The following is a 12283-nucleotide window of genomic DNA, read 5'->3' as shown; positions in this document are numbered from 1 at the left end:
TTTTGCTGTTGTATTATTCCACACTTGAATAGTCGAATGTCTCTTCCAGGATAATCGTTGAATCACGGACAATCCGATATGAGGCGCTCTCGCCTTCGGCAATTTGCAACTCAATGCGGTGCGACCGGTCCTCGGTAATGGTAAACTCCTCGAAAGGTTCAACCATAGTCTGGGTATTATCCTGGATATAAACTTGGATGGTCTGTTCCACTGGCTCTTCGCCTTCTTCAGCCGGTTCAGCCGGTTCGTAAGGGATGTCCACTGTGTGGATATAAGTCTTCATCGGCTGCTCTGCAACCCCTGATGAGAGAGTCACTTCTATTGTACTGCCAGCCTCCAGCTGTTCCCCTGCAGCAGGTGTCTGTGACATAACTTTACCCGCTTCCACTTCATCTGATGCCTGTTCTGAAACAATTCGGATATTGAATCCGGAAGAACGGGCATAATCGTTGAGGTTCTCTTCTGTGAAGCCTGACAGATTTTCAACACTGCGCAAATCCTTGCCTTTGCTGACGATGAATTCTACATCTGTTTCGCTGATGATCACTTCTTCTCCCGCCGAAGGTTCCTGATTTAAAATGGTGCCTTCTGGTTCTTCGGAAAACTCTTCGGTAGATTCCACCGAAGCAAAATCTCTGCCTTCCAGCGCTTCTGTGGCTTCTTCTAAAGTCTCACCTACAAAATCTTCCATTTCAATTGTTTCTTTGCCTAGGCTGACAAACAGCTGAATTGCCGTTTCACGGTCTCTCATTTTTCCGGCTTCAGGAATCGTCCGAATGATGTGATTCGCTTCTACCTGCTCCGAATATTGTTCAGTTTCTTCCCCAGCGACAAAGCCCGCTGCCTGCAACTCTTCAATTGCTTCATTGTGTTCCATCTCTGAAACGTCCGGCACAGCCACTTGTCTCGGTTCAAATAGTCCTGGGAAGGCAATGGCCAGTACCAGTCCGCCAATCAATAGAAAAGCCAGTATTCCCAGAATCCAGGGCCACTTCTTTTTCTTCTTTTTCTCAGGGGGTTTCTGCTCTTTAGGCGTTTTGTCTAAAGGCAGAGGCATTGTTTTTGTTTCTGCCACACTGGAATAAGCTGCTACGTCTTTGATCGCCGGCATGGCTCTTGTTTCATCTTGGTCAATCGGCACTGTGAATTTCGGTTCATTCAGCCGTTCCGGCAATAAAACCGTGGCAAGGTCTGCTTCCATTTCATCAGCGGATTGATAACGATGCTGTATATTTTTTGCTGTAGCTTTCAAGACAACATTTTCCAGGCTCTGCGGAAGAGTTGGGACTGTTTCACGCAAAGACGGTGTTTCGGTCTGCAGATGTTTTAACGCAATCGACACAGCCGATTCACCTGAAAACGGCAGTTTTCCTGTGATCAATTCGTACATGACAATTCCAAGCGAGTAAATATCGGATTTTTTATTGGCCATACCGCCGCGCGCCTGCTCAGGCGATAGGTAATGGACAGTGCCCAGCACCGAATTCGTCTGGGTGTATGAGGTTGCACTCAAAGCCATCGCTATGCCGAAATCAGATATTTTCACATTGCCTTCAGCATCCATCAATATGTTTTGCGGCTTAATATCCCGGTGGACAATCTGATTGTGATGGGCATGCGCTAAAGCAGAAGTCAGTTGTTTCATAATCTCAACAGCCCGTTCAGGCGTTACTGGTGAATGTTCGATTATGTATTCTTTCAAGGTTTTTCCCGGTACATATTCCATTACCAGGTAATGTACAGAACCGTCTTCACCTACATCAAAAATATTAACGATGTTCGGATGCGCTAGACTGGTAGTTGACAGCGCTTCTCTTTGGAAACGTCTGCGCAATTCCTCTTCATTGGAAAAGTCGTATCGCAAAATTTTGATGGCGATATCCCGATCCAATATCATGTCATGTGCCAAGTATACATTGGACATGCCTCCGCCGCCGATCAATTCCTTGATCTTGTAGCGGCCGTTGATGCTTTTGCCAATCAACATGCTTATACCTCCTCATCCACAGAGGACAGAAGAATCAATGAAATATTATCTTCTCCTCCCAGATCGTTGGCCATAGCCACGAGCTCTAGACCCTTTTGAGATAAAGGAGCAGTTGAGCGAACGATGGAAGCGAGTTCTTCTTTCGGGATTTTATTGCTTAACCCATCTGAACAAATCAATAGATACGATTCCTCTGTAAAGGCAAAATGGATCATTTCTCGTTCAATTTCAGCTTCTGTACCAAGCGCCCGGACAATCCAGTTTTTCTTTGGATGTTCTTCAGCTTCTTCTTGGCTGATTTCACCGCTGTCCACCAGCACATTGACATAGGAATGATCTCGAGTAATCTGCTTAATGCCTCCGTTTATCAGGTAGGCACGGCTATCCCCAATATGGCATAAAAGACCTTCATTTCCTTCAATCAATGCTGCAATCAAGGTAGTGCCCATGCCTTTGCATTCGGGATTTACTGAGGCATGCTCAAATACCAGACGATTGATGGTCTGTATGCGCTCGGAAAGCCACTCTCTTTTGCTTTCAATGGTCTCAAAAGCAGCGTTACAGTCTTCTAGAAAATAATGGCTCAATTGATCGACGGTCATTTTGCTTGCTACATCGCCCGCTTTATGTCCGCCCATTCCATCTGCCACCACGGCCAGCATCAGCCCATCGGGTCGCTTAAGTACAGCTACGCTGTCTTCGTTCACTTCACGGATTTTACCCGTATCACTTTCTACTACATACTGAAACAAATCATGACACCCCGATTCTATTCTTTGCCTGCTTTACGCGGTTGCTGTTTTTTGCGTCTTTTTGAAAGCTGCGATGAAAAAGCCATCACTTCCATAATCCTGAGGAAACACTTGAACAAAACCGGTATGTTTAATGCCCATAGCTGCTGGCAATGACGCCTGGATTTTTTCCATTTCAGGATGTTCCTTCAGAAACCGTTCAGCTGTGCCTCTATTTTCTATAGCATCTACCGTACATGTGCTGTAGACCAAAACACCGTCTTCTTTTAATAAACGGGCTGCCTGGTCCAGCAATTCGATTTGAATTTCTTGCAAACGGACGAAATCTTCTTCTTTTTTCGTGTATTTGATATCGGGTTTGCGCTTAATAACGCCAAGCCCACTGCAAGGAGCATCGACCAATATGCGGTCGAATTTCTCTTCGCCAAATCGTTCGACGCTTTGTTTGCCGTCACCGACTGCCGTTTCGATGACCGAATGGCCTAACCGTTTAGCTGTTTCCTCGATGAGCTTTACTTTATGCTGATGCAGATCAAGCGCATAAAGCGTTCCGCTATTGTTCATTTTTTCAGCAATATGAGTTGTTTTCCCGCCAGGCGCTGCACACATATCAAGCACCGTCATGTTCGGTTCAACTTGCAAGGCGTATGCCGGAAGCATGGAACTCTCATCCTGGATGGTAATAAACCCTTTTTCAAAGGTCGCCGTTCTTGCTGGCTGTCCGTTTGTGACAATTAAACATTCCGGGATTATTTTGCTTGGTACAGCTTCTAAATCCTCTGATTCAAGCATTTCAATGACTTCTTCCACAGTTGCCCGCACTGTATTAACCCGGACTGTTTGAGAGGGCGTTTTATTGTTTTCCAGTGCCATCTCGCGTGTTTTTTCAAGCCCGAACTGTTCTGCCCAACGTCTGATCATCCAGATCGGATGGCTCGTTTCGATGGAAATCTTTTCGTATGGATCACTGATTGTATTGAACGACCGGACACCATTACGCTGCACAGAACGCAGCACACCATTAACCACCGAAGCGACTCCGCCATGTCCACGGCGTTTGGCAATTTCAACCGCTTCATGAACAACTGCATGAGCAGGAATACGATCCAGGTAGACGATTTGATACAGAGACAGCCTTAGCAAGACTTTGACCCAAGGCTCTATTTTGCCTTTCAGGTAAGGTTCCAAGTAATAGTCGAGCGTCATTTGGTGCTGCAGGGTACCGTAAGTGATTTCTGTCAATAAGCCTCTATTTTTAGCTGCGATGCCAAAACTTTCAATGGTTTGGTGAAGCAATAGGTTGCTGTAAGCCTGTTTGTTCTCAACTGCCCACAAAATTGAAAATGCAGCGTCGCGGACATTGCCTTGAAGTTTTTTGTTTTTCATTCGAATAAATCTCCTGCCTGGATTTTAGGTCCTTTTAAATACTCTTTTGCCGTCATGCGTTTTTTTCCGGCTGGCTGCAGTTCGGTGATGGCAATAGCCCCTTCTCCGGTCTGCACCAAAATGGCATCATCAGTCACGTCAACCACTTGGCCGGTTGCTTGGCCGCTGGCAGTTGAAGAAGTTTTTTCTGTCCACCAGATTTTCATATTGGCGTTGTTGAGAGTTGTATAAGCGACAGGCCACGGGTAAAGTCCACGAACCTGGTTGTAGATGTCCACTGCTGATTTCGACCAGTCGATGCGTTCCTGCTCACGTGAAATATTACGGGCATAAGTAACCAATTGTTCGTCCTGTGGAATGCGTTCGTTCGTTCCATCAATGATCGATGGCAGAGTTTCCTTCAACAGATCACGTCCTGCAATGCTCAATTTATCGAACATGCTGCCGGTATGGTCCTGCTCTTCAATCGGCACTGTTGCCTGCGAGATGATATCGCCCGCGTCCAGCCGATCTACCATGTACATAATTGTAACGCCCGTTTCCTTTTGGCCATCTATAATAGCCTGATGAATTGGTGCACCTCCGCGGTATGCGGGCAGCAATGAAGCATGGACATTGATGGCACCCAATTTTGGCGCTTCCAGCACCGCACTCGGCAAAATCTGACCAAAAGCCGCGGTAATAATCAAATCAGCTCCCATATCAAGCACATGCTGCAGCTCTTCCGGGTTTTTCAGTTTTTCCGGCTGATAGACCGGCAAGCCGAGGCGTATTGCCTCTTCTTTGACCGGTGTGGCCGTCATTATTTTTTTGCGTCCTACTGGCCGGTCCGGCTGCGTCACAACAGAAATGATCTCGTAGCCTTCTTCGACGAGCATGCGCAGAATCGGTACGGAAAAGGCAGGCGTACCCATAAATATGATTTTGGTCAAACCTGTTCCTCCTCTTCTTCCTGCTGGCGGATCATTTCATCCAATTCTTCCTGAGTCACGTATTTGGTGATTTTGCTCGTGAACAAGATGCCGTCCAGATGATCCATTTCGTGCTGGATTGCACGAGCCTCGTAACCTTCCGCTTCCAATTCGTACCACGAACCATCACGTTCCTGTGCTTTGATTTTGATATGGTCGTAGCGTTCGACTTCTCCGAAAATTCCCGGGAAACTTAAGCATCCTTCTATATCGGTTTCAACGCCTTCAAAAAGCACCAGTTCTGGATTGATCATTTCAATCGGATCCTGGCCTTCACGGAAATCAACGATGGCGGCACGGACCGCAATGCCGACTTGCGGTGCCGCAATGCCGACTCCATCCGAGTCAATCATCGTTTCGTGCATATCGTCCAAAAGAACCGTTAAGTTCTTATCAAAAGTTGTTACGGGCTGACATTTTGTCTCCAGTACTTCGTTAGGGTGTTTAACTACCATTCGAATTGACATATTCGTTTCCTCATTTCTGTTACATGACCGATGTTGGATTCATATCAATCGACAGCGTGGCGCCTTTCTTCAGCCATTCGGTACGATGGATTTTGATCAATTGCTGCATCGTATCGGTCAGTTTCGGTTCTTTTTTGTATTTTATCAAACATTGATAGCGATATCTATTGTTGACACGGGCAATGAGCGACGCAGAAGGTCCGATGATCAAGGTGTTGGGAGATAAGTGGCTTTTCAGGTAACGGACTGTCTGATCTGCATATTCCGCCACTGTCATCAGGTCTTCGTGGGTAAATTGAATATTGACGACATAGTAATACGGCGGATAGCCGCTTGCTCTGCGCATGGCCATTTCCTGTTCATAAAACGGTTCATACAATTGGTCTTTTGCCAGCGTAATGGCGTAATGTTCAGGTGTATAGGATTGGACGAAAACTGTACCCGGGAGAATGTCACGGCCTGCCCGGCCACTGACCTGGGTTAATAGCTGATAGGTCTTTTCTGCAGCCCGGAAATCCGGCAAATGGAGCGTGGTATCTGCAGAAAGCACGCCAACCAAAGTGATGTTCGGAAAATCCAAGCCTTTGGCGATCATTTGTGTGCCGAGCAGAATATCTGCCTTGCCTTCCCCAAAAGCGGATAGAATCTTTTCATGTGCACCTTTATTGCGGGTCGTATCAACATCCATTCGCAAAACTCGTGCTTCTGGTACTACTTTCGCCAACTCTTCTTCCACTTTTTGCGTGCCGGTTCCGAAAAACCGGATATGCTCACTTTCACATTCCGGACAGGTTTTTGGCACGCGCTCATCATAGCCGCAATAATGGCATTTCATGGTTTCGCTTGAGCGGTGGTACGTTAAAGAAATATCACAATTCGGACATTGCATGACAGTTCCGCAATCACGGCACAGTACAAAAGATGAATAACCGCGCTTATTGAGGAATAGCACGGTCTGCTGTTTTTTGTCCAATCGGTCTCGGATGGCATCTGCTAATTGCAGCGAAAACATGGACCGGTTACCGGTACGCAGTTCTTCACGCATATCGACAATATGGACATCCGGCAAAGGTTGATTTTTCGCCCGTTTTTCCAACACCAATAATTCATAAACGCCTTTTTGTGCGCGAGCGTACGATTCCAAAGAAGGCGTCGCACTGCCGAGAATAACTGGACAATTATGATATTGACTGCGCCAGATAGCCATGTCGCGCGCATGATAGCGAGGAGAATCATCCTGTTTATAGCTCGATTCATGCTCTTCATCGAGGATGATCAGGCCCAAGTTCTGAAATGGTGCAAAAATAGCCGACCGTGCGCCAACAACAACTTTTACTTCTGACCGTTGGATCTTTCGCCATTCGTCGTACTTTTCACCCGCTGATAATCCACTATGCAGGACTGCAACTTGATCGCCGAAACGCTCTTTAAAGCGGATAGTCATTTGAGGCGTAAGTGAAATTTCAGGCACCAGCATAATCGCTTCTTTGCCCTGCTTCAGAACTTGGTCGATTGTCTGCAAGTAAATCTCGGTTTTTCCGCTTCCAGTAATGCCATGGAGCAGAAAAGTCTTCGGTGTATTCAATGCCTTTTCAATCGAATCAAAAGCGATCTGCTGCGCCCCCGTTAGTTGGAGTGAAGATTTTTGTTCAATCGCAGTCAGCAGTTTCGGATCCCGGTAAGATTCCATATTGGAAATCTGAGCCGCACCTTTTTCCACCAGACTATAGATAGTGGGCAATGAAACGCTGGCTTCTTTCTGCAATTGGGAAGACTCAATTGCACGTCCCGCATTCTTCAAGAAAAAGTCCATCAGCTTGATCTGCTGTTTGGCGTTGGCCCGAATTTCAATGGCTTCAAGTGCTTCCATGCTGTCAGCAATGTGGATCATCCGGACTTTTTTCACTGCAGTTTGCTGCTGGATATCTGTGTCGGCAATGATAGTGCCTTTGTTCATTTCTTTTTTCAACGGACCGTAAATGTCCACTGCATCCTGCAGCCGAATAAACGGCCGTTTTTCAAAATACGGCTGTAAAGGGACAGCAATTTCTTCAAGCGGCGCATTCAGCACAAAGCGCTTTTCGTATTTTGCGCGCAATGCTGCCGGTACCATGACCTGCAGCGCGTCAATTTCGAAGCATACTGTCTGTTCTTTCATCCATTGGGCCATTTTCAATAGTTCTTCATTTAATACAGGTACTACGTCCATCAGTTCATGGATTGGTTTCAGGCGTTTCGGGTCAAACTCTGAAAACGACTTGATTTTGGTGATAAACCCAAGTACTTTGCGGTTGCCAAACGGCACTTTGACACGCATTCCCGGCTCTGCCAACACTTCCACTTCTTGTGGAATGGCATAATCAAAAGGGCGATCAATCGGATGTGCAGCGACGTCAACAATGACTTCAGCTATCATGCGGCTCTTCCTTATCTATAATCAATTGAAGTAATTGGCGTGCCAATTGCTGTTTGGACATCATTTCAAAGTCTTGCTCAAAATCGTTTTTTCCGTAAACCGTTACCCGGTTCGTATCCGATTCAAATCCCGCCTGTGCTTCTGTTACATCATTCGCAATAATGTAATCCGCGTTTTTACGAGCCAATTTATCTTTAGCGTATTGCCCAACATCGTTGGTTTCAGCTGCAAAACCAATCAATACCTGGTTTTTCTTGTGCTCACCAAGGTATTGAAGGATATCAACTGTCCGTTCAAGAGCAATTGTCGAACCGCCTTCTTGTTTCTTCATTTTCTTATCAGCCACTGTTTTAGGTCTGTAATCTGCTACTGCAGCTGTTTTGATGACGTAGTTTGCCGTATCAAAATGTGCTTCGACTGCCGCCAGCATATCTTCTGCACTTTCCACCTGGATCCGTGTTACCCCAGTTGGCACAGGCAACGATACCGGACCACTGATTAAAATGGTTTCAGCGCCCATTTCTGCAGCAGCACCGGCCATCGCATAGCCCATTTTGCCGCTGGAGAAATTTGTCAGAAACCGTACAGGATCAATTCGCTCTCGTGTCGGACCTGCCGTCACAACGACTTTTTTGCCCATCAATTTATGCTCAAGCGCAAAAAAACCTTTGACCAGCTCTGTAATTTTTTCCGGTTCTTCTAAACGGCCTTTTCCTACATAGCCGCAAGCCAAGAAGCCTTCAGACGGTTCGATAAAGCGAATTCCGTCTTCATGAAGCTGCTGAATATTACGCTTTACCGCGGGATGATCGTACATATGAACATTCATTGCCGGCGCAATCCAAATAGGAGCTGTTGCCGCAAGTAAGGTTGTTGTGACCATATCATCACCGATGCCATTCGCCAGTTTGCCGATGACATTTGCTGTACCGGGAGCCACGATTATTAAATCTGCCCAATCTGCAAGATCGATATGGGCAATGACAGAAGAATCCTTTTCATCAAATGTATCTGTGTAGACATCATTTCTGGACATGACTTGAAACGTCAGCGGTTGGACAAATTGCTGCGCTGATCTAGTCATAATCACTTTTACGGAAGCCCCCGCCTGAGACAGCTTGCTGACGAGTGCAACAGCTTTATAGACGGCAATCCCTCCGCTGACACACAATAGGATTTTACGATTCTCCAACAACTCAAACACCCTTTCTAAACAACAAACTCCCAAAGAACAAGTTTGCTCTGGGAGTCGTCTGTTGCGATTAATGGTTAAATTTCATCTTCGTATACTGCAAATTCATCTTGTTTTTCTTGTGTCAATGCGCCGGCAGCCACTTCTTCCAAAGCTTTTCCGACCGATTTAGTTGAAACGTAAGAATCCAATTTTTCATCGCCGTGTTCGTGCAATTGGCGGGCGCGTTTTGAAGCAAGCGCAACCAGCGAGTATTTTGAATCAATTCGGCTTTTTAGTTTATCAACGGATGGGTATAACATCAGACATTCTCCTTTAGCATATCAAAATATCGTTTTTCAACACGTTCACGCTTGCAATGCTCTGCAATGATGATGGCATTGATTCGGTCACAGGCATTTTCAACTTCATCGTTTTCTACTACATAATCGTACAGGTTCATCATTTCAAGCTCTTGGCGGGCCGCCTGCAATCGGGAAGCGATGACTTCATCCGATTCCGTCCCGCGGCCGACCAGCCGTTCTTCCAGCTCCGATAAACTCGGTGGAGCCAAAAAGATGAACAGGCCATCTGGAACTTTGGAACGGACCTGCGCAGCACCCTGCACTTCGATCTCTAGGAATACATCACGGCCCGCATCGCGCATCTTGTTGACATATTCAAGCGGTGTTCCGTAATAATTCCCGACGAATTCTGCATATTCGAGCAGCTGATCCTGTTCGATTAATCCTTCAAACTCACTCCGTGTCTTGAAGAAATAATCGACTTCATCAACTTCCCCTTCCCGTGGCGCTCTGGTCGTCATCGAGATGGAGTATTCGTAATTTGTATCCGGCTGTGAGAACAGCTCTTTTCTTACCGTGCCTTTGCCAACACCCGAAGGCCCTGATAGGACTATCAGCAGTCCACGTTGGTTTCTCATTTTATCCCTCACTTGCCTCATCATCATTTTCTTCTAAACGCAAAAGCGCTGTCTCTGCAGATACCGCAGAAATTAACACATGATCACTGTCCATAATAAAAATTGATCTGGTTTTTTTCCCGCTGGTCGCATCAACCAGCAGCCCTTTGCTTCGCGATTCCTGGATCAGCCGCTTTGCTGGTGCTGAATCTGGTGTGATGACCGCCACAATTCGGCTGACCGAAACTGCATTACCGCCGCCAAGTGAAATGAATTTCACATTTTTCGCCAAACCCTTCACCGCCATTCGTCACTGATCGCTATTCTTCGTTTTCTAACTAACTGTCTTATTATATCATAATACACCGGGAAAATGATAAGATGGAACAAAACGATTTGAAAGAGGGATATTTAATGGCATTTGATGGATTATTCACAAAATCGATGACTGGCGAATTGCAACAGCTGGTCACCGGCAGGATTTCAAAAGTTCATCAGCCCAACCAGCTTGAACTTCTTCTACATATACGTGCACAAGGAAAGAACCATAAATTATTGATTTCGATCCATCCTTCGTATTCACGGATTCATTTGACAGCTGAGGCCAACGTCAACCCATCGGAACCTCCAATGTTCTGCATGCTGCTGCGCAAGCATATCGAAGGCGGCGTCATTACGGAGATTTCCCAGTACGGAATGGATCGCCTGATCATGCTGAAGATCAAAGCAAAAAATGAAATTGGCGATGACATTGAACGTGAACTGCACGTTGAGATGATGGGGAGGCATTCCAATGTTATTTTAATCGATGCAGAGCGAACAATGATTCTCGATAGCTTGAAGCATTTGCCGCCGAGCGTCAACTCCTTCCGGACTATTCTTCCGGGACAGCCTTACATTTTTCCACCGTCTCAGGAGAAGAAAGATCCGTTCGAGGCAGTCGACGAGTTAGCCAATACCGACCCGACAGAAATTGTCGGTCGTTTTTCTGGATTTTCTCCACTCAATGCGCGTGAACTTGCATTTCGGTTGGAAACTTCCGAGAATAAACCAGAAACCACCAAAGCATTCCTGAACGATTTCCAGAAACCCCAACCGACCGGCCATTATATCGAACGTGAAGGAAAAAGCTTTTTCTCCGCCACTTCATTAACACATATTGAAGAAATCGGGCTGCAATTTCCGACATTGAGCGAGCTGCTTGACCGGATGTATTATGCCAAAGCGGAACGCGACCGTGTTAAACAGCAGGCCGGCGATTTGGAAAGATGGCTGCAAAATGAAATTTCCAAGCTGAAACTGAAACTGAAGAAGTTAAAGAAAGAGCAGGATCAGGCAGAAAAGCGCGATACTCTTCAATTGAATGGCGAATTGATTATGGCCAACCTTCACCGCATCACCAAAGGCATGAAGGAAATTGAAGTCGACAATTACTACAATGATGAAAAAGTGACCATTACCTTGGATCCACGCAAAACACCGATTGACAATTCACAGCGCTATTATTCGCGTTATCAGAAAGCGAAAACAGCGGTAGTTAAAACACAAGAGCAGATTGATAAGACAGAAGAAGATATCGAGTATTTTGAAACTTTGATGTCACAGGTCCAGCAAGCGGGCATTTCCGATATTGAAGAAATCCGAGAAGAGCTGGCCGAGCAGGGCTTCATGAAGGCCCAGAAATCGAAGAAAAAGAAAAAACCGACAAAGCCTTCTGTGGAATCCTATGTATCTTCTGCCGGAACACCGATTTCTGTCGGCAAAAACAATAAACAGAATGATTATGTGACGTTCAAAGTAGCGTCTAAATCTGATACATGGCTGCACACTAAAGACATTCCAGGCTCTCACGTCATCATTCACGACAGCAATCCGGATGAAGAAACCATACTCGAAGCTGCAACCATTGCAGCATACTTCAGCAAAGCACGCGAGTCGTCTTCCGTGCCTGTCGATTATACCGAGGTTCGCCAGGTGAAAAAACCGAATGGTTCGAAGCCCGGATTCGTTATTTATTTCGAGCAGAAAACAGTATTTGTCACACCTGACGAAGAACTTGTCATCAAGTTAAAGAAATAAGTTGTCACCACCGGAAAGCTTTTGCTTTCCGGTTTTTTCATGCGTGAATACTGTTTTTGAGAAAGCGAAACTGTTTTCCTTACTTTGTTTATTCTCGAATTCTGTTTAACAAGTATTTGTCTTTCGCAGCTG

The 12283-nt window shown here is 45.9% G+C and carries 11 protein-coding genes; 1 reads left to right on the top strand and 10 read right to left on the bottom strand.

Annotated elements, in window-relative coordinates; all coding sequences use genetic code 11:
* Positions 1 to 13: 13 nt before the first annotated feature.
* From pknB to FQV26_RS06550, 10 genes are all read right to left on the bottom strand, one after another.
* A complete protein-coding gene (gene pknB, locus FQV26_RS06595) occupies positions 14 to 1987 on the bottom strand; it encodes a Stk1 family PASTA domain-containing Ser/Thr kinase (protein ID WP_146556562.1) in 1974 nt (657 codons plus the stop codon).
* Between the two features lie 2 nt (positions 1988 to 1989).
* On the bottom strand, positions 1990 to 2739 hold the full coding sequence (locus FQV26_RS06590) for a Stp1/IreP family PP2C-type Ser/Thr phosphatase (protein WP_146556561.1): 750 nt from the start codon (positions 2737 to 2739) through the stop codon (positions 1990 to 1992).
* A 33-nt stretch (positions 2740 to 2772) separates the two neighbouring features.
* Positions 2773 to 4125: a 16S rRNA (cytosine(967)-C(5))-methyltransferase RsmB gene (gene rsmB, locus FQV26_RS06585; RefSeq protein WP_146556560.1), complete on the bottom strand. Its 1353-nt coding sequence runs from the start codon at positions 4123 to 4125 to the stop codon at positions 2773 to 2775.
* Positions 4122 to 5057, bottom strand: a complete 936-nt coding sequence (gene fmt, locus FQV26_RS06580; RefSeq protein WP_146556559.1) for a methionyl-tRNA formyltransferase — start codon at positions 5055 to 5057, stop codon at positions 4122 to 4124. Before fmt ends, rsmB begins: the two co-directional genes overlap by 4 nt.
* Complete coding sequence (gene def, locus FQV26_RS06575; protein WP_146556558.1) at positions 5054 to 5563, bottom strand: peptide deformylase; 510 nt, start codon at positions 5561 to 5563, stop codon at positions 5054 to 5056. Before def ends, fmt begins: the two co-directional genes overlap by 4 nt.
* A 19-nt stretch (positions 5564 to 5582) precedes the next feature.
* Entirely contained in the window at positions 5583 to 7979 is a 2397-nt protein-coding gene (gene priA, locus FQV26_RS06570; RefSeq protein ID WP_146556557.1) for a primosomal protein N', read from the bottom strand.
* Positions 7969 to 9174 carry a bifunctional phosphopantothenoylcysteine decarboxylase/phosphopantothenate--cysteine ligase CoaBC gene (gene coaBC / locus FQV26_RS06565; protein ID WP_146556556.1) on the bottom strand — a complete coding sequence of 402 codons (1206 nt, stop codon included), beginning with the start codon at positions 9172 to 9174 and terminating at the stop codon, positions 7969 to 7971. Before coaBC ends, priA begins: the two co-directional genes overlap by 11 nt.
* A 74-nt stretch (positions 9175 to 9248) precedes the next feature.
* Positions 9249 to 9473, bottom strand: a complete 225-nt coding sequence (gene rpoZ, locus FQV26_RS06560) for a DNA-directed RNA polymerase subunit omega (RefSeq protein ID WP_142826599.1) — start codon at positions 9471 to 9473, stop codon at positions 9249 to 9251.
* Complete coding sequence (gmk, locus tag FQV26_RS06555) at positions 9473 to 10093, bottom strand: guanylate kinase (RefSeq protein WP_146556555.1); 621 nt, start codon at positions 10091 to 10093, stop codon at positions 9473 to 9475. The genes rpoZ and gmk overlap by 1 nt, the downstream gene beginning before the upstream one ends.
* 1 nt (position 10094) lies before the next feature.
* Complete coding sequence (locus FQV26_RS06550) at positions 10095 to 10379, bottom strand: extracellular matrix/biofilm biosynthesis regulator RemA family protein (protein WP_146556554.1); 285 nt, start codon at positions 10377 to 10379, stop codon at positions 10095 to 10097.
* A gap of 107 nt (positions 10380 to 10486) precedes the next feature.
* Between FQV26_RS06550 and FQV26_RS06545 the strand changes: the two genes are divergently transcribed.
* Positions 10487 to 12151, top strand: coding sequence for an Rqc2 family fibronectin-binding protein (locus tag FQV26_RS06545; RefSeq protein ID WP_146557778.1), 1665 nt, complete (start codon positions 10487 to 10489; stop codon positions 12149 to 12151).
* Positions 12152 to 12283: the final 132 nt, after the last annotated feature.

Origin of the sequence: Planococcus sp. CPCC 101016 (genome assembly GCF_007859295.1) — a bacterium.
Taxonomy (GTDB): Bacteria; Bacillota; Bacilli; order Bacillales_A; family Planococcaceae; genus Planococcus.
The sequence above is the reverse complement of the archived record's forward strand: the minus strand, read 5'-3'. Positions and strand labels throughout refer to the sequence as shown.

What these genes read in the sequence shown, in the direction of transcription:
- pknB (WP_146556562.1), bottom strand. Translation starts at nt 1,987, where the DNA reads ATGTTGATTGGCAAAAGCATCAACGGCCGCTACAAGATCAAGGAATTG.
- rsmB (WP_146556560.1), bottom strand. Translation starts at nt 4,125, where the DNA reads ATGAAAAACAAAAAACTTCAAGGCAATGTCCGCGACGCTGCATTTTCA.
- FQV26_RS06550 (WP_146556554.1), bottom strand. Translation starts at nt 10,379, where the DNA reads ATGGCGGTGAAGGGTTTGGCGAAAAATGTGAAATTCATTTCACTTGGC.
- FQV26_RS06545 (WP_146557778.1), top strand. Translation starts at nt 10,487, where the DNA reads ATGGCATTTGATGGATTATTCACAAAATCGATGACTGGCGAATTGCAA.
- rpoZ (WP_142826599.1), bottom strand. Translation starts at nt 9,473, where the DNA reads ATGTTATACCCATCCGTTGATAAACTAAAAAGCCGAATTGATTCAAAA.
- priA (WP_146556557.1), bottom strand. Translation starts at nt 7,979, where the DNA reads ATGATAGCTGAAGTCATTGTTGACGTCGCTGCACATCCGATTGATCGC.
- gmk (WP_146556555.1), bottom strand. Translation starts at nt 10,093, where the DNA reads ATGAGAAACCAACGTGGACTGCTGATAGTCCTATCAGGGCCTTCGGGT.
- def (WP_146556558.1), bottom strand. Translation starts at nt 5,563, where the DNA reads ATGTCAATTCGAATGGTAGTTAAACACCCTAACGAAGTACTGGAGACA.